Raw genomic sequence first — 20947 nt, forward strand, 5'->3', positions numbered from 1 at the left:
ACGGACTGAAAACAACGCATCTTATCGCATTTCATTGGACAATAAAAAACCCGCTAAGCCTTACAGCTTGCGGGTTTTTGTATTTATTTGTATCTTAATATATCTTTGCTTGGTGGAGGCGGCGGGAATTGAACCCGCGTCCGCAAGCACTCTGCCACAAGGTCTACATGCTTATCTCGTTCTTTTGATTTAACCGATGACTACCCGACGAGCCAAGAAAATCACCAGCGATTCCGTAAGGTTTTTGCGCATCCACACCGGACAGATTTCAGCGCGATCTTATGTATATGACCTCTGAGCGCTCCGCTACCTTACGGCTTAAGAACTCCACCCGCATAAGCACAGATGGTCAAAGGAATGGTGCTGTGTTTAAGCAGCTAAAGCCATTGAGTAGTTTTCGTCATTTGCGAATACTTTTTTTCTGTAGATTTTACGAGGTGTACAGTCCTCGGCATGCACTCAAGGTTTCGCTACCCACGTCGAAGCCATGTCGCCCCCTTAAATTAATTATAACCGAGTCGATCACGACTAGCTATGATAATTCTAAATATTTTTAACGCTAACCCCGTATTGATACATTGACTAGCCCGCTTATCTTGTTATGCTGGTAGCTGACAATACAAGACTTTGGTATTTATAACCGCCTTACTGAATCATGTATCATTAAAAATAGATGCGCTTAACTTCATATCTCACAGCTTGTTTTGCATTGCTATTTTGTCTACACAATACGGATTGTGTCGCCTGGGAACAAATTACCTGCAAATTAGCTAAAAATCAAGGTAACAAAAAACGCTGGTTAACACACGAATATAAGCCGGTTATTGATCCTGTCAGTATACCCGAAGGCTCGCCGCAGCACGCCGCATTACTGCAAGCCATAAAGCAGATGAATCTCAATCCCAGTCGGTTTCGCTATGTGTCGGGTGGTATGGATAACGTGGATGGTGTAGGGGTGGCTAATGGTGAAAGTGAAATCTGGATGAAAGATTTAGGTGCTGATCGCAGCCATATCTCGGCCACAGAACAAAGTGATGCCGATTATTCGTCAAGTTGTACGGCAACCGAATCTGACATTATTATTAACAGCCATTATCGCCCGGCACGCGAACCAGTAAATATCAATAAAATTGATTACAGCACAACTAAGAGCCAGATGTTTGAATACGGTGGTAGTTACGGTGTATTTCGTTCTATTGTGATGCACGAAATGGGGCACGCCGCTGGATTACAGCATGAAGGTGACAGTCTTAATCTCATGGGCGGTGATTATTTGCTGGTCGCTCAAGGCGATACGGTTAATCCGTATATAGGTGAAGATGCCGCCAGTGGCTTGATTGCGCTGTATGGTCTGGCTGATAATGCCCAAGAAGACATCAGTGTCAGTCATTGGCGGTATGGCGGTAAAAAAGCACTTGGCGATGGTAGTTTTTTCAGTATTCATCAGCGTAGCCGAATTTTTGACAGCGCTAATAAGGAGCTTGATAAACACTGTCCTTATGTAAAGCCTGATCTTTCAGGTGCGCCTATCAGTAGTTGCCCAGAGCCGGTTTACAAAGTGACGCCAGGCCAGGCGGTTAAATTGGAACTCAGTTATGAAAACGCCGGAAAAACGACACCGCTGCACGCTATCGTTAACTATTATGTGTCTGACGATGCGGTGATTGATATAAGCGATACTGTCTTGGCAACAAAAACCTTAGCATTTAAACGCGACAGTACACCGGCAACGTTCAGCACTGATCTGGTAGTGCCGAAGGCACTTATCAGTGGTAAACCCTATTGGTTAGGGTGTATTGTTGATGCTAATAATCAACTGGCTGAAAGTTTTGAAACCAATAATGCCACCTATATTGGGATTGTAGTTAAGTAGTTACCCAGAGTTTCTTATTAGTAGCGCAGACAGGAAAATACGATGTCATTTATAATAATATCCGTTGCTATTCAACTTGCTTTTGCTGTACATGCCATTAAAACCGATAGAAAACCTATCTGGGTCATCATTATTGGCTTTATTCCTATCTTAGGCTGTCTGGCTTACATTATCGTGGAATTACTGCCCGGCTGGTTGGCTAATAATTCAACTGATCACGCACAAAAAAGAATCAGAAACGAAGCTTATCCTGACAAAGACCTAAAAGCCGCGTTAGCTAATGTAGAACTTGCCGATACGGTGAGTAATCGCATGACAGTAGCAGAGCTGTATTTGCACAGAGCGCAATTTCAGGATGCGAAAGCGCAATATGAAAAATGTTTGGTGGGTATTAACAAAACCGATCCAATGCTTATGTTAGGCTTGGCAAAGGCTAATTTCGGATTGGCCGATTATGCTCAAGTGATTACGACATTGGCAGCGTTAAAAACGGCTAATCCTGATTTTAAATCAGCGGATGGTCATCTTATTTATGCGCGTGCCCAAGAAAACAACGGTAATATTGCGGCGGCAACCATTGAGTACGAAGCGTTAATTCAATATTATCCCAGCCCTGAGCCTACCTGCCGTTTTGCATTGTTGCTTAAAACGCAGGGTAATAGTCAGCGTGCAAATCAATTGTTTAACAAGGTTGTTGATTACAGCGAAAATGCGGGCAGACAATATAATTATACCCATCAAGAGTGGGTGACATTGGCCAAGCGCGAAGCCAATAGTTAATTAGGAATACACATTTATGACACTGGCAGAACACTACAGCGGTGGTTATTCGCCACTGATTATTGATCAATTTAAACAACGCAGCTTTGCTAGGCACGGTGTTTTTGTGCAACCGTATTTAACAGCGGGATTAAGCGTTTTGGATTGCGGCTGTGGGCCAGGTTCTATCACGTTGGATATTGCCGAATTAGTTAATCCAGGGGTTGTGCATGGTATTGATTTTAGTGCGCTTCAAATTGAGCAAGCGCTGTTGTTACAAAAACAGCGGGCAATTACCAACGCACGTTTTACCACCGGTTCTGCCTACCAATTACCCTACGATGACGCGCAATTCGACGTGGTATTTGCCCATGCTGTGCTATACCATTTACAACAACCTCAGCAAGCGTTGGCAGAGTTTCGGCGCGTGTTAAAACCCGGTGGTGTGGTGGCGTTACGCGATGCCTGCCACACTGGGGATATAATGCAGCCCTGGGATGTGAATTTAGCGGTTGTTTGGCAAACCATAGCCCAGGTATTTAGTTATCAAGGTGGTAATATTTATTTTGGTTCTCAGCATAAGCAATTATTACTTGAGCAAGGTTTTCAAGCTATTGTGCTGAGTTGCAGTTATGATATGTTTGCTACGGATGCCGAAAAACACAGTATTCGTGATTATTGGCATCAATTTTTAGATGTTGATCATCGTTCACTTATTGTTGAGCAACAGTGGCTGACAGCATTGGAACTAACCCAGCAGTGTGCGGCATTGGATCAGTGGCTGGCTAATCCTGCCAGTTTTTTTGCCAGAGCGCGTTGCGAAGCGATTGCGCGTAAATGACGCAAGGCTACACGACTGTTTTGCAGCTGACAGATTTGCATTTGTTTGCAGAGCAACATGGTGTGTTTAATGGTGTTAATACCCGTAATAGCTATAATCAGGTTTTAAATCATGTGCGCCAGCACTATAGTACGCCCGATGTTATTGTTATTACCGGCGATTTGGCGCACGATAACGCCTGTGAGACCTACCAATATATTGCCGATTCGTTAAAGGTGTTTAATGCGCCCGTGTACTGTGTGTTAGGTAATCATGACCACAGCAAAAATGCTTACCGTGTTTATCCACTTGCCCCTGTTACTACCGACCTGCATTGTGTCTTCGGTCAATGGCAAATAGTTTTGCTGGATTCCAATCATCAGCCAGAAGCGGGTAGTTATCAGGGTGAAGTGAGTGCTGTTGAATTGCAGCGGGTTGGGGCATTATTATCGCGTTATCCTAAATTGTGGACGCTGATTGCTATGCACCATAATTTACCGCAACATGATGACAGAGGTGTGGCGATAGAAGTGCGTAATCATCAGCAGGTGATGGCGTATTTTGAGCAGCAACCGAATATTAAAGTAGTGTTGTCGGGGCATGTTCATCAGGAATTTGTTATTGTACAAAACGGTGTTTGCTATTTGTCAACTCCTGCTACGGGGTATCAATCGACATCAAGGTCAGGCCAAGTAACAGGCGAAGCGCCAGGCTACCGGTGGTTAAAATTGTATGATAATGGTCGATTTGAGACCGATGTTAGGCGGGTGGCTTATTGGGTTTCGTAACTGAGTGTTTTTTGTTGCATTATAATTGTCGGCTACCAATTTAAGACGGGACATCCGTTCGTCCTGAGCTTGTCGAAGGACTTGTGGTTCATGGTTCGACAAGCTCACCACGAACGGCTTTTTTAAAGCTGTCCCGTTTTAGATTGGTAGCCCTTCTTTTGCACTAAGCAAGCGAATAATTTCGTTACGTTTCATAATTGACGTTCGGCCACTTAAGTTATCTAAGCCATTTGCTTTTTATCGGGCATTACACGGCTAGCCCATTTTTGTGACAGAAACAAGCCCGCTAAGCCTATAAGAAACAACGTAATAAGTCTTGTTTCCGGTACGGATTTGGTAACAACAATGTCATCTATTAAAAACTCTGGATAAAGCCCACCTTGAGCTGTTAATGTTACTGACAGTAGATTGGTAAAGGAAGCAGGAAGGATATATTTTGCCCAGTCGTAGGGTGCAGCACTATCCAGGGTAACTGTGTGCGACACGGAGATACCGCCTATTAAGTTACCCAGTATATCTATTGATTGAGCTGGGCTATAAGGCGTTTGTACAGACAAATTGGGTAAAAGATGCCTTGTGCGGCCGCCAGCAAAGAATGACTGCAACGTAAAAGCAGCACCGCCGTCTTTGGTCATTGTAAGAATCGATCTTTCCCTCCCATTGATAAGTGCGAAAGTGGGATTGTGTTGGATAACATTAGGGTGGCAGATATACAAATTATTAGAATCAACAGTTGCCGGATTTCCGGTAAAACTGTAGCCTTGGGTGCTAAGGGTAGTTGCCACATTAGCACATACCGAAACAGGGGTAACAATATTCTGAAAATCAATGACCGTTGCGTATGAGACAGTTGAGCCTGCCAGTAATATCAAACCACCTGATAGTTTTGTCCAAATGTTCATTTTTATTAACTCTTAGCAATTTAAAAAACAAATACTTAACGCGTTGTTTTATTTTGGTTGCCGTTTTAAACGGCTGTGTCGGTGGTTGGAATCATTCTTTTTGGTAGTTTAAATTATAGAAGCATTTAAAGTTAATAACTGTTAAGTGGCTCACAAAAAAGAAATATTTTTTTCATTTTGGTCGTCAGCTTTGTCTTATAAATGCTGGATACGCTGTGAACCATAAGGTGTAATGGCATAGCGCATTACGCCGTAAGAGCATGTAAATATTCGGCGCGATGCCCGTTAGATTTTGTGTCCAAGTTCATTAAACCATAACACTTTGCCGATTTGACCCAAATTGATTTATGGCTCAGAGGCCATTAAATTCCCACGATTTCTGTGAGCAAGTGTTTGTCCTCATCAAGGATGCCAAAGCGCCTTTTCTCTGTCTTGGCTTCGGCCACTACGTCGTATAGGGCAATGGCTTTGCGTAATATCTCACTTTTGGTTGTACACCCAGAAGCGGCCAGTTGCTCTAACCGTGCGTTCAGTTCAGGTGATACGGCCAAGCTAAGCCGAATCACATCTTTGTCTGTTGCCATAGAAATCTCCAATGCGTTATTTATACCCGACATTCCGCACCCCTAAATAAAAATTCAGCATTTAAGCAACATATTGATATTTAATGAATTTTAGTATTTTAGACTTTCGAGTTAAAACAAGAAAAATTCATCTCTCGTTTGTTTTTTGTTAAATATAAGCTGATATAAATGACTTTGAAAATACGCCAAAAATTCGAAAAATTTATAACATACTGAAATTATTAAATTAAATTTAATCATAAAATTATGAATAGGGGTGCGGAATGTCGGTTATACGTAAATATTACGCCTTTTTGTATCTTAGTGCTGGGAAATTTCAATGAGGAACGAGCATGAAATAACTCTAATATCAAGCCAGAGCTTCGGATTGAGTGCAACACCATGCAGCAGTAAAAATAACAGGGAAAATGATAGACAGTATTGCTTTTTAGTTGTCAATCAGCATGCAAAACTGACCAGGATCCTGGGAAAAATAAATGCCCGAAAAATCCTGATTTATCGGACAAAAAACCGGTTGCACTCTATTTGGTTGCGTACTATAGTACGCTTTAGTGTAAGTAGGAGGAACTGATTCCGTGGCAGAAGCGACAACACCGAAGCAAGTCATCGTCTATGCTAAAGAGAACGGGAAAGAACCCTTTACTGATTGGCTTTACGGGCTGCGGGATATTATGGTGCGAAAACGTATCCTTGCCCGTGTTTCCCGACTGCAACAAGGTAATTATGGCGATTGCGAGCCGATCGGTGAAGGAATCAGTGAATTGCGATTGTTCTTCGGCTCGGGTTACAGAGTCTATTTTGGAGAGAAGAACAATCATATTGTTGTGTTGCTCTGTGGCGGCGACAAAGGCAGCCAAGGCAAAGACATTGAACAGGCGAAAGCCTTTTGGAAGGAGTATTTGAACCATGAGAACCTTTAGAGGCATTGGGGAAATCGAAGAGCAATATCTTCGTGACCATCCCGAAGAAGTGGATGATTACATCAGTGTCCTTTTCGATGAATACGCGGAAAGCGGCGATACTGCCGCTCTGCTATCGTCTTTGCGCGTAGTTAGTCGCGTTAAGGGCGTGAGCCGGATCGCAGAAACCTCCGGCCTTAGCCGCAAGGGAGTACAAAAAGCCCTTTCCGAAAACGGCAATCCGCAATTTGGCAGCGTTAATGCTATTATGCATGCAATGGGCTATCGCCTAATCCCGCAGAAACTGCATAATGCACATCATTCCCCATAGATAATTAGTAGATATACGCTACATGCTCTTTCCGTACACGAAGATGATCGAACGCCATGATTAGATAAGAACACTGTAGAGCGGCTCGTGTTTTTGATCAATCTTTTTTTCTTTGCGTTGGGTTGTCATGGGTTTTCTCTTTTCTTGCCTAGTCAGTAGTTCAATTTAACTCTAAACTGTGTCCAAGTCTATTAGACCATAACAGGTGTTTACCAGCAGTCTGTTCCTGATCCGGATTTAGTTTTTACGCCTGTATTGGTTAGGCTAAAAGTGCCGCAAATGCTGTCTGGACTAGTACTGTCCGGTGTTGCATTTAATGTATAAGAGGAATCTGTAGCACTAGAAATGCTTAAGTTATAGGTTTGAATGTGGGGAGTAAGGGTACAACTGGAAGAAGTAGGTACACACTGTGGAAAAACGGTTGCTTTCGGCGATCCATTATCTGGCGCTCCTGCACCGAGGTAACTATTACCATTTTGCATTTTATAAATTTCCATTGCGTTGGCAAACGATGTTAAAGCGGCTTTGGCATCGGCGCGTTTGCTTTTTCTAATCTGTCCCATATAGCTTGGGTAGACAATACTGGCCAATATGCCAACAATGGCTACAGCTATCGTAAGCTCTATTAATGTAAATCCGTATAATTTGATTTTCATAAGTTTTAATTCTTTAATTATGAGTTAATTCATCTTGTTTAGGGTGTTGTTGTCACACTAACACGGCCTGATGGAGCAATGGTGATGGTGCGTTTTTCAGTCGCATTAATTGTTGTAAAATCCATTGTAATTGTAGTTGATGAATTCAACCTACCATCAGAGCGATAAGTGGGGGTGTCATCATTAGTTCCTGCTGAAGTCACCGTTAGGTCAATATTAGTGGCGGCTTCGTAGCTTTGTATTAATGTTCCTGTTCCAGCCGTGGGTGTGCTAGTTGGCAAAGTAGAACTTTCCAAAAAAGCAATCCATTTGTTTGGAGCGCTATTGCCATTGTTATCTGTGCCAATGGAAACCCCTGCAAGCCTTACTTTTTTGATAGATTCACTACGCGCTAATTGCAAGGCAACAATCATGTCGTTAGCTGATGCGGTTAAGCGATTACTGATAATGGTTGCTCTAATATTGGGGATGCCTATGGCTAGCGTAATAGCAATAATAATGAGGACAATCAATAGTTCGATGAGTGTAAAGCCTTTGTAGGCTATGTTAGGCTGTGTCATAGGTCATAGTGGTTATGCTGAAGAACGGTTTTATCATTGCTTGTTGGTTAGGTTCAGCAAATGATGCTTTCTTCTAAGTATAGCTATCTACGCGTATAAGAACGGAATAGGTGCAATAGTCGGGTAAAAGTATTCTGTACGCTAACTGCTAGTTAGCGTACAGAATTGGATAGTTGAAGATTACTATGGCACGATAGTGGTGTTGACCGTATTATTACCGTTACCGTTACCGTTACCGTTGGCTTTGGCCACAGCTTTTGTAGCTTTATTCACATCACCGGTAACTTCAGGTGGTGTTGTTATTTCGCGCCAGCTAATAGGGCCGCTTTCACCGCTTGCTGGTGTTATGCAGGTGTTAGTTACTTCATCACGAACTTCTGGCGCAGTACAATTAACGATTGGAATGGGATCACAGGATTTAGTTTCCGAATGATATGTTTTTGGTGCAGCGCAACAAGAATTGCTTATTGGATTATAGGCTTCAGGTATGGTGCAAACAGGCGTTGTTGAGCATAGTTCCGCTGTTGGTAGTGGGCACACTCCGTTCATTTGGAATGTATCATCATGATGACTTAAATGTGTGGTGACGGCATTTTCACTGACACTTACGTACACCGTTGGGTTAGTTGTACTGGCGGTATTATGGCAAATATTAACCTTGTTACCCATCATGGCAGCCGCTGGAATGGGGGTCGTTGTTACTGGGGTTTTGCAAATAGGATCGGGTACTAAAAGGTTACATTTGGCACAATCCACTGCGGGGAATGGCGAGACATGAATGGCAATAATCACATCGTTAAAATCATTGTCACTGGTGTAGTTATAGTCATTCAATGTACCACTTTGGCGATTAAGATCTTCAAACGCCAGCACCAGTAACTCTTTTTCAGGATAAGAAAACAGGATGGTATGTGCTTGCAGGTTGCTGGCATTGACAGGTTCAGGATTAAAGCGCTTAATCGTACGAAATATTTTACTGGCCGCTTTATTTGGATCAACTATCCCGCCAGAAGACAGTACGGCAGGCACGGCAGGTACTGCAGCTTTTGCTTTGACTGCGCGTATTGCGGGTATTGCGGGTCTTGCTGGCGTTGTTATTATTCCGTTTTTAATCACAGCTTTTACAGCTTTTACCGCAGGTACAGCCGCTTGTGCAGCTACAGCTGGCACAGCAGGAACAGCAGCTTTACCAGCCACATAAGGTATCCAGCCATTAGCAATAATGGTAAACCCAATGGCATCACCGGCCACAAAATTCCCTAAATCTACGGTTTTGCCAAATTGCAGAACATTATCCGAAAAATTGGGAAATATAATGGTATCAATAACACTGGAAATAGATAGCGTTGTTAGATCTGCTTTAGGAAATTTAAAAAACCCCACTGAATTTAAATACCCAGCACCTTCACTGACATACGAAATTTTGATATTGGCATTAGCCTTTAAAAAAATATTAGCTCCTTCATCATTGGTAAGCAGGTCTAATGCTGCTTGATTATTACCTATGGGCTGTCCTTCTGGTAAGCGGGCTAATACAGTTGCTAATAAGTCAACTGGCAATACGCTACTCTTATCTGTCATGCCAATGGGCTGGCCGTTGGCAGGGTTATAATTGCTGCTGCCTCCTAAATATTGCCAGTTGGTTGCATGGGCGTTTATGCTATTGAGAGATAATCCCGCCGTTAAACACAGTATGGGTAATAACTGTGTAATAGTTTTACACCCAAAGTGAGGGGGCTGATTAAGCCGCTCCCTGCCGTCTCCCTGTTGTGCAGCTGTCTTTGTAATAGTCATTGTTGTGTGCCTCTGAGTTAGATTAATAAATTGATAATAATGATTTGTTATGTTTTGCTTACGCTCCTTGCTTAGGGTGCATTTGCCATGTTTAAATCGCCTGAACAGTCGATTTCAAATTTTGATTCAATAGTGCGCTCAGTATCAGTTGTGTCGATGAACTTGACGTGTAAGGTATAAACTTCAATTTGGCAGGCATTAGGATTGGGATGGCTTGTTGTCCATAGGGTGTTTGCTATTACGCCACCTGCTTTATTCAGCTTGTCACAAGCGGCTACGTTTTCAGTATCTGGTATAGGTGGTACTGCCAGCACGGGTGGTGTAGCTGTTGCATCCCCCAGCACTTCATCTTGCTCACTTCCCACAACCAGATTACGTATTCCCGTGTCGCTGTAGAGGCATTTGTGCTCATTACCCACAGGAGGTTTTGGACCGTTCCCATCTGGATCGGCATAATTGGAAATGCAATACTCTTCTTTTACTTTTGCGGTGACAGTTGAGTTATTTTGGTTGATGAGTATGCCTGAGGCGTGCGGATAAAGATGTACGGAGTGAGCTGTATCACTGCTGTTGCAGTGCTTATGAGCTTTGCCATCATCTGCATCGATAATATCACCATCTCCATTAGCGTCTACATAGCGCTTTAGCTCAAGCACTGACTGTGCTTGCCGCAAAATGGTTTCAACACCCGCAAAGGTAACAGTTTGTTGGGCAGCATTGGTGGCTATGGCGATTTGGACTTTGTTTTGTCTGATCATACTGACACTTGCCAGCGTTAATACGACCAATATCATCAGGGTAAATGCTAAAACCGCCCCGTGTTGATTTTTTAGAGAGTATGATTTCATGCTGAATCTCATAAAAGTTGATTACGTAAGGCAATAGTCGTGACAAAAGTTTTATACAAACGATAATCGGTAGCGGTATAGCTGGTTCCTTCAACTTGGTAACTCAAATGGGTATTCGTTAAAAAATCCTCTTCACTCCTAACGACGACCGATAACCGAATACTGACAACGTGTTGCCATAAAGCAGTCGTTACTTGGGTGGCATCGGCATAATAGTTGGCCGCGTTATCCGCATCTGAATCCACCCCATAACGCATCACTAATTTGATCGCATTGCTGATGAGTCCAACAGAGGTGTCCGTGCTGTGGAAGTCGGTTGTACTCATGCAGTTTTTGGCGCATGTTTCTGTTGCACCGCCACCACCACTGGTATTTGGCAACGTTCGCTGCGCTACGCAGGACAACGTGGTGCCATTAAGATAAAAATACACATTGGCGACGTGTTCTATCACGCTCGGATCTTCGCCAGGATCCAATAAAATATTTTGCGTGCAAGGTGAACTACCGTTACTCGCTGCACCAGCACTTAAATCTTGGTTATCTAATAATTGATAACGAATAGCAAAGGCATCATTAGGAGGAGAGGTGGCATCGCCTTTAATATATTCACTTCCGCTAAAATCTATATTTGTTACTAATAATGGCACTGTTGGGGCTAAAGTCGGTTCGGTGTTCAACACATTGTTATGCGTTAAAAAGATACGGTCATTAGTGCCAGCAGCATCCGAGCGGCTTCTTAAACCACCTGTGCGCCTAATTTCTTTTTGCAATACTTCTTGCACATAACTGCTGTCATCGGCCATAGTGGCCATTGCACGTTGTATGCGGTTACTTTTTTGCGTGTGTGAAAATAAGCTGCCGATACCGGCAATCAAGCTCAAACTTAAAGTCATGCTGACCATTAGTTCAACCAAGGTCATGCCATGTTGTTGCTTATTCATGGGGTAATATCCAATCGAAATGTGTTGGTGGTGTTGGTGCTTTTCGTATGGTTACGGTTCCAGCTAATGGTGATGCAAACATTTGGCGCCCCCATGCAAACACCAGTTGCAGAAGGCGGCTGGGTTACAGTGACAACTACGCCTGTACCCCCCAGCCTGTTTTGTACATTGGCTTTCCAGGCGCAATAATCATATTTAGCCATCTGTGCTGGTGTGCATTGATTGGTAAAGTTGCACCGGGTATTTAGGTTGCTGCAATCAAAATCAGCGTCGTCCATGGAAGTGGGCCCCAGTGGATCACTCCACTCATTCCGATTAACTTTTATCCGGTCACTCATCTCATAAGCCAACGTGGAAGCCTGGGAATAAAAAAACGCATCCTGGTTATCTTTTAGCGCCAGTGTTTGCATGGCGGCTAAGCCCAATAAACCGATGGCCAGAATAATAGTCGAAACCAAGACCTCAATTAACGTAAATCCCCTAGCCTTTTGATGATCCAACATCTTTTTAATACTCCCAACCTTGTAAAAACATTGATGTGGCTTTAATTCTAGTAGAGATTTTTAAGCTTACAACTGACGTTAGTCTTTGAATGTAAATGCGTTAGATTTGGTTAAATAACCCAAATGCTACAAAATATCTTAATAAGGGTTATGCAAAAATTGAGCCAAAAAATTATTAAATATTAAAATTCAATGGATTAAGCTTGTTTTTGCAGGCAAATAGGTATGTTTTTTAATAAGCCCACAGGACATTTTTTGTCAGTATGGGCCAAAATTTGGCAGAATTTGAATGAAGAGCCCTGTTACAATAAAGCTAGATTAAATAGCTAGCTTAAAAAGGAGCCGATATGCAATCCGAACAATGGTCACTACAGGATGCAAAAAATAAACTCAGTGCTTTAGTGGATGCCGCGCAACATGGCAAAGCCCAGATTGTGACCCGCCGTGGCATACCCGCAGCGGTTGTGGTGTCTTTTGAAGAGTTTGAAAAATTACAACGCCTTGAGGCAATGCAGGCACCGACATTTATAGATCACCTGCTGAACATGCCTACCGATGACCTTGCATTTGAACGCATGGATATTGGCTTAAGAGATTTTGATTAATGCCTTATTTACTGGATATTGATATTCTTTCCGCCATTCGTTGTAAACAACGCGATATCAATCTTGAAACATGGCTACGTAGCATCACGTCATCAGATGTTTTTATAAGCGTCGTCACCGTGGGTGAAATTGAACGCGGCATTGCCCAGCAAAGGCGTGTTAATCCCAAATTTGCTGACGATTTAGACAATTGGCTGAATACCATTTTACACCGCCACGAACAGCGCATCTTGCCCTTAACAACCGGTATCGCCCGCCGATGGGGTCAGCTAAGCGGTGAACTTGGACACAACAATGCCGATTTAATGATTGCAGCTACCGCACTGGAACACAATCTAGTTGTAGTAACGCGTAACACGCGTCATTTTGAGCCAACCAAAGTTACCCTACTTAATCCTTAGGAACGTGCATGAAATAACTTGAACAACTTAAACGCCACCACCGTTCGTGCTGAGCCTGTCGAAGCATGAACTTGCTTAAGTTATTTCGTGCGCGTTCCTTATCTTTAACCCTCGCTCACTAGTGGGCGATTTTTTAGGCAACTGATATAATCATAAAAACGATTTAAAAAAGGAACATGCCATGAATTCCAATACGTTGCCTTCTCCTACACTCGATGATATTTTGCGTTTATTTCAAGAAACTGATCGCATTATCAAAGAAAGGCAAAAAGAAACCGACCGCAAATTTCAGGAAAATGAGCGCATTACTATAGAAAGGCAAAAAGAAACCGACCGCAAATTTCAGGAAAATGAGCGCATTATTATAGAAAGGCAAAAAGAAACCGACCGCAAATTTCAGGAAAATGAGCGCATTATTATAGAAAGGCAAAAAGAAACTGACCGTAAATTTCAGGAAAACGACCGCTTTATCAAAGAAAGCCAAAAAGAAATGGCTTTGTCAATTAAAGCGGTTAATACCGCTATTGGCAAATTGGGCAATCGTTTAGGCGAATTTGTCGAAGAAGCTGTGCGGCCTTCTGCCGTGCGTTTATTTCGTGAGTGCGGTATTGATGTGCATGAGGTTCAGCAAAATATTGTTGCCAAGCGCAATGGTGAAACGCTGGAATTGGATTTGTTAGTTATTAACGATAAAGATGCCGTTGCCATTGAATGTAAAAGCCATCTCAGTATTGATGATGTTAACGAACACATAGCACGTCTGGAAAAAATCAAACGGTTGTTGCCGCGTTACAAAGATAATCGCATGTTAGGTGCGGTTGCCGGTATGGTTATTCCTGAAAACGTGGCGCTGTATGCCATCCGAAAGGGTTTGTACGTAATAGGGCAAAATGGCGATCATTTGGAATTGCGTAATGAATCGATCTTTGTTGCCAAAGCGTGGTGATAACCACAACTGACAGGAGGCAAAATGGCTACGACTTATGAAGCTGATATTGTGGCGTGGGCCAATGAACAAGCGCAATTTGTCCGTGCCGGACGTTTTGAATTACTTGACTTGGAACATATCGCCGAGGAGATAGAAGACGTGGGTAAAAGCGAGCAGCGGGAGTTGGCGAGCCGTATGGCGGTATTAATAGCACATTTACTTAAGTGGCAGTTTCAGCCAGAACGGCAAGGCAGCAGTTGGCAAGTGACTATTCGTCATCAACGAAAAGCCATTCAGCTGCACTTAAAGCAAGTGCCGAGTTTAAAGCCAAAATTAAATGATGCTGAATGGTGTGAAATTATCTGGGGCGATGCAGTTTATCAAGCCGGAAAAGAGACAGGGCTGGATGACTTTCCTGAAACCTGCCCGTGGTCAATTGACGATATTTTGTCGAGTGAGTGGCTACCAACAACACCCGTTTAAAGTATATATACAGCGTTTTCAACTTAGGACAGTTACAGCCACCGTTCGCACTGAGCTTGTCGAAGCATGAACGGCACACTTCGACAAGCTCAGTGCGAACGGTTACGCTGTAACTATTGAACTGTGAAAACGCTGTAGGAAAATAACCATGCCGTCTACACAAATCAGTGAATCCGTTTCTATCAACATGCGTGCCAAAGCCACTCAGCGCGACCTAATCGATCAGACTGTAGTGTCATCGGCCAAAATGGCGATCATTTGGAATTCGGTGTTTGTTCCAAAAACCTGGGGATAACGCTGTCGGATAGCTTTATCTGTGTACCTAACCATACAATTCTTGCACAACCATTGTTAAGTCCACCGATTCCAAAGTAACACTAGCATTGCCCGCAAAACATTCACGCTGCCACTCGGTGCGGCGACGATAAATTTCCAGATAAGGCGACTCCTGCGATAGCAACACAAGCTCCTGCAAACTCTCCAGCATTTGATAAGCCAAACGTTTTTCGGTGCGGTCAACGCGCTGCGTAGAATCAGACAACACTTCCACAATCAGGCAAGGGCGCTCGTTGTAATAACGGTCGGTCTCATCCTCGCAAGTGACATGCACATCCGGGTAATAAAAACGCACATCATTAGCGCGTTGCACTTTCACCTTCATATCCGATTGGAACGGCTCGCAAGGCGTACCTTCCAAATGCTGGTCTAATTGCCTCATAATACGGCGTACAATACGATTATGGGTACGGCTTGCCCCCGCCATAGCATAAACAAGTCCATTAACATATTCATGGCGAGTTTCCATAACATTGTCATTTTCCTGTAGCAGATAGGCTTCTGGTGTTAAAATGTGTTCAATTTTGACGGCTGGATTGGCCATAGTAATTCCTCATCAAATGCAATTCTCTAACCTAGCCTTACAATAATACTCGCTCATTTAGAACAATGTCTATGCGTTTTTATTCATTAAAATGCCAGCAAAAATAGAGATAAGCCAGGTTAAAAATTGGCGGGGTCTGAATAATTGGCTACCAATCTAAAACGGGACAGCTTTAAAAAAGCCGTTCGTGGTGAGCTTGTCGAACCATGAACCACAAGTCCTTCGACAAGCTCAGGACGAACGGATGTCCCGTTTTAAATTGGTAGCCGAATAATTACCTTACAGGAGGAAAAAAAATGACAACTTATGAAGCTGACATTATTGCGTGGGCTAATGAACAAGCGCAATTTGTCCGTGCCGGACGCTTTGAATTACTTGACTTGGAACATATCGCCGAGGAGATAGAAGACGTGGGTAAAAGCGAGCAGCGGGAGTTGGCGAGCCGTATGGCGGTACTAATAGCGCATTTGCTTAAATGGCAGTTTCAGCCGGAACGCCAAGGCACTAGTTGGCAACGAACTATTACAGAACAACGCAAATCCCTTGGGTTTCACATTAAACAAGTACCCAGCTTAAAATCAAAACTGAATGATCCAGAATGGTTTGCTGCTATTTGGTCAGATGCGGTAACAATGGCTGTTAATGAAACAGGTATGGCAGGGTTTCCTAAAAGCTGCCCCTGGTCAATTGAAGAAATTCTTTCGAGTGAGTGGCTGCCAGCACCGTTGTAATATTTAATCCCTAAAACCAAGGAGTATTCATGGCCGCCTTACAACCCCCTGTGTGTGATTTTGGCCAACAAGCCCCCGATTTTAATTTGCTCGGCGTTGATGATCGGATGTGGTCATTGCAAGACTGTATGGGCGAAAAAGGTTTGTTGGTGATGTTCATCTGCAATCATTGCCCTTATGTACAAGCCGTACACGAGCGCATTATTAAAGACACCCTGGAATTAAAAGTCCTCGGTGTTAATTCCGTGGCGATAATGTCTAACGATACGATTAATTACCCCGCTGATTGTTTCGATAATATGAAGCTACTGGCACAGCAATCGGCGTATAGCTTTCCGTATTTATGGGATGAGACGCAACACATCGCCAAAGCTTACGGTGCGGTGTGTACACCGGAATTTTTCGGCTATAACGCGGATTATCAATTGCAATACCGTGGCCGCTTGGATGCCAGTCGCAAGGAAACCGCGCCAGATGGTACAATACGCGAGTTATTTGAGGCAATGAAGTTGATTGCACAAACAGGTCAGGGGCCGCAGCAGCAAATTGCCAGTATCGGCTGTTCCATAAAGTGGAAGTAACGCTGATACATGCCAGAAAAAATGAAATAAACTTTAAACCGTAGAGAGAAAAATATGTCGATTAAGAGAATGGTTGATCTGGATTTGTCCGGTAAACGCGTACTGATACGCCAGGATTTAAATGTGCCGGTCAAAAATGGCCAGGTTACCAGTGATATCCGTATACAAGCCAGTGTACCTACGATTGAAAAAGCCCTGGCCGCTGGTGCAGCGGTTATGGTCATGTCGCATTTAGGTCGCCCTGAAGAAGGCCAGTATGATGACGCGTCGTCGTTAAAGCCGGTAGCAGAACGCTTAAGCAGCTTATTGGGCAAACCGGTACGTTTGCAAAAAGACTGGATCGATGGCATTACCATTGCCGCCGGTGAAGTGGTATTGTGTGAGAACGTGCGTTTTAATGTGGGCGAAGAAAAAAACAGTGACGCGCTAGGCCAAAAAATGGCGGCCTTGTGTGATGTGTTCGTAATGGATGCGTTTGGTACAGCACACAGAGCGCAAGCTTCTACCCACAGCGTGGCTAAATTTGCGCCTATTGCCTGTGCAGGGCCTTTATTAGCCAGCGAGTTAGATGCGCTGGGCAAAGCCCTGGAAACACCTACTAAGCCGTTGATTGCTATTGTCGGCGGTTCTAAGGTATCGACTAAATTGACCGTGTTAAAATCATTGTCGGAAAAAGTGGATCAATTGATTGTCGGTGGCGGTATTGCCAATACGTTTATTGCCGCAATGGGGTATCCTGTCGGGAAATCCTTGTACGAAGCTGATTTGATCGACGAAGCCAAACGTTTGATTGCTGCCGCCAAGCAAGCCGGTTCTGACATTCCTATCCCTACCGATGTGGTGTGTGCAAAAGAATTCTCAGAAACCGCTGTAGCCACCGTCAAACAAGTGGCGGATGTAGAAGCTGATGATTTGATTTTGGACATAGGCCCTGACACTGCCAAGAATTATGCCGAGTTATTGAAGTCTGCTGGTACTATTGTCTGGAACGGCCCTGTGGGCGTGTTTGAAATTGAACAATTCGGTAACGGCACCCGCGTGATGTCACAAGCCATCGCCGACAGCAGCGCGTTTTCCATTGCCGGTGGTGGCGATACGCTGGCCGCTATTGATAAGTATGGCATCGAAGATAAAATTTCCTATACCTCTACTGGTGGCGGTGCATTTCTTGAGTTTTTGGAAGGCAAAGAATTGCCTGCTGTTGAGATATTAAAGTCACGCCAGTAGTCGCAACGTTTATAATGGCTAACAAGTGTTGTTTTAAATTGTATTACCCACACAAGCGCGACAAAGCATAATAACATTCAAGTAGGTTGGGCTGCCTGCTGTTTGGCAACCTAACATTGACAATGCCTTAAAAATTTTGGGCTGAAAAAAGCATTTAATCCAGCCTGCATTTTGTCCCGTATTAAGCGGGTAGCCTAATTGGAGGACTTCTAAAATTTTGGTTGTCTTAGCTAAGATCGTTAATTTTTAGAAAGCTCAGCGCGAAACTGTCTTACTCCATCGACCTGCTTAGCAGGTCGAGTTTTTTAACGAAAGAGGATTTATAAATGGCTAGAGTGACTATCGAAGATTGTTTGGAACACGTTGAAAACCGTTTCAAGCTGGTATTGTTGGCAAGCACCAGAGCGCGTCAATTAAGTCATGGTGCTACGGAATTTTTGCCACGCGGCAAAGACAAAGATACCGTATTAGCCCTGCGTGAAATTGCCGCTGGTCACGTTACCACAGAAAATATCAATCTGTTACACCGTGTTGGCGAATCTTACGATCACGTCTCCATGTTTTAAGGCGCGTTAATTATGGTAGAAATAGCCGAAAGTCTTGTACTTGAACGCCCTGAAGATAAATTAATTCAGCGCTTAAGCGAGACATTGTCTGGCTATCTCGACCAGGAACGGGTTGACGATTGCATCCGCGCTTATCAATTTGGCGCGGCTGCTCATATCGGACAATACCGTAAAACTGGTGAAGCTTATATCTGTCACCCGATTGCGGTTGCCATTAGTTTGGCAGAAATGCGCATGGATGCCGATGGTATTATGGCGGCCATTCTGCACGATGTGATTGAAGATACCCCTGTCACTAAAAAACAGTTGGCGGCACAGTTTAACCCCGAAGTCGCCGAACTGGTGGACGGTGTCACCAAACTCACCAAAATTGGCAGCAAGTCCCAAGCAGAAACACAAGCCGAAAACGTGCGCAAAATGTTTCTGGCAATGGGCAATGATTTACGCGTGATTATGGTCAAACTGGCCGATCGTTTACATAACATGCAAACTTTGGGCGCTATGCCGCCCGAAAAAAAGCGCCGGATCTGCCGTGAAACGCTGGATATTTACGCACCCATAGCCAATCGCCTGGGTATGAACAGCATGCGCCACAAGTTGGAGGCGCTGAGTTTTCAGGAAATGTACCCCCGGCGTTATGCGGTATTAAATCACGCGGTTAAAAAAGCCCGTGGTAATCGCCGTAAAGTGATTGATACCATTGAAAGTTCTATCAAAAATCGCTTACACGAAGCCGGTTTGCTCGGTGATGTATCTGGGCGTGAAAAAAATCTGTACAGTATTTACAAAAAAATGCTGCACAAGAAGATTTCTTTGTCGGATGTGTTTGATGTTTATGCGTTCAGAATTTTTTGCGACAGTGTTGATACCTGTTACCGCGTACTCGGTGTCATGCACAATCTGTACAAGCCCATTCCTGGCCGCTTTAAAGACTATATCGCTTTGCCCAAGGCCAACGGCTACCAGTCTTTACATGTGATATTAATGGGGCCTTATGGCCTGCCCATTGAAATTCAGATACGCACCCACGAAATGCACCGCATGTCGGAATCGGGTATTGCTGCGCACTGGCTGTATAAATCTGAAGATGATAAATGCCAAAAATTTCAGGATCGTGCTAACGAATGGCTGCGGGATTTGCTGGAAATACAGAAAACTGCCGGTGATTCGCTAGAGTTTATCGATAACTTGAAAGTGGATTTATTTCCGCAGGAAGTGTTTGTTTTTACCCCCAAAGGCAGTATTATCAAGTTGCCGCGCGGTGCAACCATCATTGATTTTGCTTATGCGGTGCATACTGATGTCGGTAATGCCTGTGTGTCGGCGCGTATAGACCGGCAGTTAGTGCCGTTGCAAACGCGGCTGGAAAATGGCATGACTATAGAAGTGATTACTGCCGTGTGGGCAAGACCGAATCCGTTGTGGCTAAGTTATGTGGCCACCGCGAAAGCCCGTTCCAGTATTCGCAACTACCTCAAGCATTTTAAGCAATTAGAAGCCATTAATTTAGGTCGGCGCTTGCTGGAAAAAGAATTGCAAGCTTTGCACACCCAGTTAGATACCATTCCAGAAGCGCGGATAAAAATCTTGTTGGAAGTGACCGCCATGTCATCATTTGAGGCATTGCTGGAAGATATTGGCCTAGGCAACAAAATGCCCTTTTTAATTGCCAAGCGTCTGCTGCAAGATGATATTTATGCCAATATTAAACTGGATGATGGCGATCACAGCCAAAAATCGCCGTTGGTGATTAAAGGCACGGAAGGTATGGTCATTAATTTGGCTAAGTGTTGCCGGCCAATTCCAGGCGATTCAATCATTGGTTTTTTTAATCCTGGCAAGGGTATTGTGGTGCATCATCACGAATGCCGGAATAGCAATATTGTTAGAAAAAAGCACACCAGCTGGCTGGATGTGGAATGGAGTCTGGATGCGGTGGGGGATTTTCCTGCGGAATTACGCATCGAAATACTTAATCAGCGCGGTGCGTTAGCGACGATAGCCTCAACCATTTCTGAGCTGGATTCCAATATTGAGAATGTTACCGTGGTGGATCAAGATGCCCATGTTTCGGTGGATTTGATTACTTTAACGGTGAAAGATCGTGTGCATTTGGCTAAAATTATGCGTCGTTTGAAAGAGTTGACGATTGTAATCAAGATTACGCGGGTTAAGGCTTAAGCGTTTAACGAAGAGTGTGATTAAAAATACTGGAAATTTATAAAGTATGGGCTGGCAATATGTATTCTTAGGAACGTGCATGAAATAACTTGAACAACTTAAACGC

At 43.7% G+C, this 20947-nt stretch carries 25 protein-coding genes and 1 other RNA gene; 16 read left to right on the forward strand and 10 right to left on the reverse strand.

Annotated elements, in window-relative coordinates; genetic code table 11:
* Nucleotides 1-110: 110 nt before the first annotated feature.
* Nucleotides 111-498: a transfer-messenger RNA gene (ssrA, locus tag CRENPOLYSF2_RS09855) on the reverse strand.
* A 211-nt stretch (nucleotides 499-709) separates the two neighbouring features.
* Here ssrA and CRENPOLYSF2_RS09860 point away from each other — a divergent pair.
* The 4 genes from CRENPOLYSF2_RS09860 to CRENPOLYSF2_RS09875 are packed head-to-tail and all read left to right on the forward strand — an operon-like array spanning nucleotide 710 to nucleotide 4240.
* Entirely contained in the window at nucleotides 710-1873 is a 1164-nt protein-coding gene (locus tag CRENPOLYSF2_RS09860; protein WP_176371088.1) for a hypothetical protein, read from the forward strand.
* A 42-nt stretch (nucleotides 1874-1915) separates the two neighbouring features.
* A complete protein-coding gene (locus CRENPOLYSF2_RS09865; RefSeq protein ID WP_087143781.1) occupies nucleotides 1916-2653 on the forward strand; it encodes a tetratricopeptide repeat protein in 738 nt (245 codons plus the stop codon).
* Nucleotides 2654-2669: 16 nt separating this feature from the next.
* Entirely contained in the window at nucleotides 2670-3473 is an 804-nt protein-coding gene (locus tag CRENPOLYSF2_RS09870; protein WP_087143782.1) for a class I SAM-dependent methyltransferase, read from the forward strand.
* Nucleotides 3470-4240, forward strand: a complete 771-nt coding sequence (locus CRENPOLYSF2_RS09875) for a metallophosphoesterase (protein ID WP_087143783.1) — start codon at nucleotides 3470-3472, stop codon at nucleotides 4238-4240. Before CRENPOLYSF2_RS09870 ends, CRENPOLYSF2_RS09875 begins: the two co-directional genes overlap by 4 nt.
* Nucleotides 4241-4461: 221 nt before the next feature.
* Here CRENPOLYSF2_RS09875 and CRENPOLYSF2_RS09880 read toward each other — a convergent pair whose 3' ends face one another.
* A complete protein-coding gene (locus tag CRENPOLYSF2_RS09880; RefSeq protein ID WP_087143784.1) occupies nucleotides 4462-5142 on the reverse strand; it encodes a hypothetical protein in 681 nt (226 codons plus the stop codon).
* A 362-nt stretch (nucleotides 5143-5504) separates the two neighbouring features.
* Complete coding sequence (locus CRENPOLYSF2_RS09885; RefSeq protein WP_217884092.1) at nucleotides 5505-5759, reverse strand: ribbon-helix-helix protein, CopG family; 255 nt, start codon at nucleotides 5757-5759, stop codon at nucleotides 5505-5507.
* Nucleotides 5760-6301: 542 nt separating this feature from the next.
* Here CRENPOLYSF2_RS09885 and CRENPOLYSF2_RS09890 point away from each other — a divergent pair.
* Complete coding sequence (locus CRENPOLYSF2_RS09890) at nucleotides 6302-6646, forward strand: type II toxin-antitoxin system RelE/ParE family toxin (protein WP_087143785.1); 345 nt, start codon at nucleotides 6302-6304, stop codon at nucleotides 6644-6646.
* Nucleotides 6633-6956, forward strand: a complete 324-nt coding sequence (locus CRENPOLYSF2_RS09895) for an addiction module antidote protein (RefSeq protein ID WP_087143786.1) — start codon at nucleotides 6633-6635, stop codon at nucleotides 6954-6956. The genes CRENPOLYSF2_RS09890 and CRENPOLYSF2_RS09895 overlap by 14 nt, the downstream gene beginning before the upstream one ends.
* Before the next feature lie 209 nt (nucleotides 6957-7165).
* On the opposite strand, the gene CRENPOLYSF2_RS09900 is transcribed toward CRENPOLYSF2_RS09895, so the two are convergent.
* The 6 genes from CRENPOLYSF2_RS09900 to pilV all read right to left on the reverse strand — a co-directional run bounded on the left by CRENPOLYSF2_RS09900 (nucleotide 7166) and on the right by pilV (nucleotide 12258).
* On the reverse strand, nucleotides 7166-7612 hold the full coding sequence (locus CRENPOLYSF2_RS09900; RefSeq protein WP_087143787.1) for a type IV pilin protein: 447 nt from the start codon (nucleotides 7610-7612) through the stop codon (nucleotides 7166-7168).
* Between the two features lie 38 nt (nucleotides 7613-7650).
* Nucleotides 7651-8172: a GspH/FimT family protein gene (locus tag CRENPOLYSF2_RS09905; protein WP_087143788.1), complete on the reverse strand. Its 522-nt coding sequence runs from the start codon at nucleotides 8170-8172 to the stop codon at nucleotides 7651-7653.
* 183 nt (nucleotides 8173-8355) lie between these two features.
* The gene (locus tag CRENPOLYSF2_RS09910) at nucleotides 8356-9966 is read right to left on the reverse strand and encodes a DUF4114 domain-containing protein (RefSeq protein ID WP_087143789.1); all 1611 of its coding nucleotides are present in this window, start codon (nucleotides 9964-9966) and stop codon (nucleotides 8356-8358) included.
* 71 nt (nucleotides 9967-10037) lie between these two features.
* Nucleotides 10038-10814: a pilus assembly PilX family protein gene (locus CRENPOLYSF2_RS09915; protein WP_140396841.1), complete on the reverse strand. Its 777-nt coding sequence runs from the start codon at nucleotides 10812-10814 to the stop codon at nucleotides 10038-10040.
* 8 nt (nucleotides 10815-10822) lie between these two features.
* Nucleotides 10823-11755, reverse strand: a complete 933-nt coding sequence (locus CRENPOLYSF2_RS09920; RefSeq protein WP_087143791.1) for a PilW family protein — start codon at nucleotides 11753-11755, stop codon at nucleotides 10823-10825.
* The gene (gene pilV / locus CRENPOLYSF2_RS09925; protein ID WP_087143792.1) at nucleotides 11752-12258 is read right to left on the reverse strand and encodes a type IV pilus modification protein PilV; all 507 of its coding nucleotides are present in this window, start codon (nucleotides 12256-12258) and stop codon (nucleotides 11752-11754) included. Before pilV ends, CRENPOLYSF2_RS09920 begins: the two co-directional genes overlap by 4 nt.
* A 347-nt stretch (nucleotides 12259-12605) precedes the next feature.
* On the opposite strand from pilV, the gene CRENPOLYSF2_RS09930 reads away from it, so the two are divergent.
* The 5 genes from CRENPOLYSF2_RS09930 (at nucleotide 12606) to CRENPOLYSF2_RS18825 (ending at nucleotide 14970) form a co-directional block, all read left to right on the forward strand.
* Nucleotides 12606-12863, forward strand: coding sequence for a type II toxin-antitoxin system Phd/YefM family antitoxin (locus CRENPOLYSF2_RS09930; RefSeq protein ID WP_087143793.1), 258 nt, complete (start codon nucleotides 12606-12608; stop codon nucleotides 12861-12863).
* On the forward strand, nucleotides 12863-13264 hold the full coding sequence (locus CRENPOLYSF2_RS09935) for a type II toxin-antitoxin system VapC family toxin (protein WP_087143794.1): 402 nt from the start codon (nucleotides 12863-12865) through the stop codon (nucleotides 13262-13264). Before CRENPOLYSF2_RS09930 ends, CRENPOLYSF2_RS09935 begins: the two co-directional genes overlap by 1 nt.
* 181 nt (nucleotides 13265-13445) lie before the next feature.
* Nucleotides 13446-14210 carry a DUF3782 domain-containing protein gene (locus tag CRENPOLYSF2_RS09940; RefSeq protein ID WP_140396842.1) on the forward strand — a complete coding sequence of 255 codons (765 nt, stop codon included), beginning with the start codon at nucleotides 13446-13448 and terminating at the stop codon, nucleotides 14208-14210.
* Between the two features lie 24 nt (nucleotides 14211-14234).
* On the forward strand, nucleotides 14235-14675 hold the full coding sequence (locus CRENPOLYSF2_RS09945; protein WP_087143795.1) for a DUF29 domain-containing protein: 441 nt from the start codon (nucleotides 14235-14237) through the stop codon (nucleotides 14673-14675).
* A 148-nt stretch (nucleotides 14676-14823) separates the two neighbouring features.
* The gene (locus tag CRENPOLYSF2_RS18825) at nucleotides 14824-14970 is read left to right on the forward strand and encodes a hypothetical protein (protein WP_176371089.1); all 147 of its coding nucleotides are present in this window, start codon (nucleotides 14824-14826) and stop codon (nucleotides 14968-14970) included.
* Between the two features lie 27 nt (nucleotides 14971-14997).
* Here the strand turns inward: CRENPOLYSF2_RS18825 and CRENPOLYSF2_RS09950 are convergent, their stop codons facing one another.
* On the reverse strand, nucleotides 14998-15555 hold the full coding sequence (locus tag CRENPOLYSF2_RS09950) for a Uma2 family endonuclease (protein ID WP_087143796.1): 558 nt from the start codon (nucleotides 15553-15555) through the stop codon (nucleotides 14998-15000).
* A gap of 296 nt (nucleotides 15556-15851) precedes the next feature.
* On the opposite strand from CRENPOLYSF2_RS09950, the gene CRENPOLYSF2_RS09955 reads away from it, so the two are divergent.
* The 5 genes from CRENPOLYSF2_RS09955 (at nucleotide 15852) to CRENPOLYSF2_RS09975 (ending at nucleotide 20841) form a co-directional block, all read left to right on the forward strand.
* Nucleotides 15852-16286 carry a DUF29 domain-containing protein gene (locus CRENPOLYSF2_RS09955; RefSeq protein ID WP_087143797.1) on the forward strand — a complete coding sequence of 145 codons (435 nt, stop codon included), beginning with the start codon at nucleotides 15852-15854 and terminating at the stop codon, nucleotides 16284-16286.
* 29 nt (nucleotides 16287-16315) lie between these two features.
* Nucleotides 16316-16867 carry a thioredoxin family protein gene (locus tag CRENPOLYSF2_RS09960; RefSeq protein ID WP_087143798.1) on the forward strand — a complete coding sequence of 184 codons (552 nt, stop codon included), beginning with the start codon at nucleotides 16316-16318 and terminating at the stop codon, nucleotides 16865-16867.
* A 54-nt stretch (nucleotides 16868-16921) separates the two neighbouring features.
* On the forward strand, nucleotides 16922-18094 hold the full coding sequence (locus tag CRENPOLYSF2_RS09965) for a phosphoglycerate kinase (protein ID WP_087143799.1): 1173 nt from the start codon (nucleotides 16922-16924) through the stop codon (nucleotides 18092-18094).
* 326 nt (nucleotides 18095-18420) lie between these two features.
* On the forward strand, nucleotides 18421-18660 hold the full coding sequence (gene rpoZ / locus CRENPOLYSF2_RS09970) for a DNA-directed RNA polymerase subunit omega (RefSeq protein ID WP_087143800.1): 240 nt from the start codon (nucleotides 18421-18423) through the stop codon (nucleotides 18658-18660).
* 12 nt (nucleotides 18661-18672) lie between these two features.
* On the forward strand, nucleotides 18673-20841 hold the full coding sequence (locus CRENPOLYSF2_RS09975) for a RelA/SpoT family protein (RefSeq protein WP_087143801.1): 2169 nt from the start codon (nucleotides 18673-18675) through the stop codon (nucleotides 20839-20841).
* Nucleotides 20842-20947: the final 106 nt, after the last annotated feature.

The organism is Crenothrix polyspora, assembly GCF_900163755.1.
Taxonomy (GTDB): Bacteria; Pseudomonadota; Gammaproteobacteria; order Methylococcales; family Methylomonadaceae; genus Crenothrix; species Crenothrix polyspora.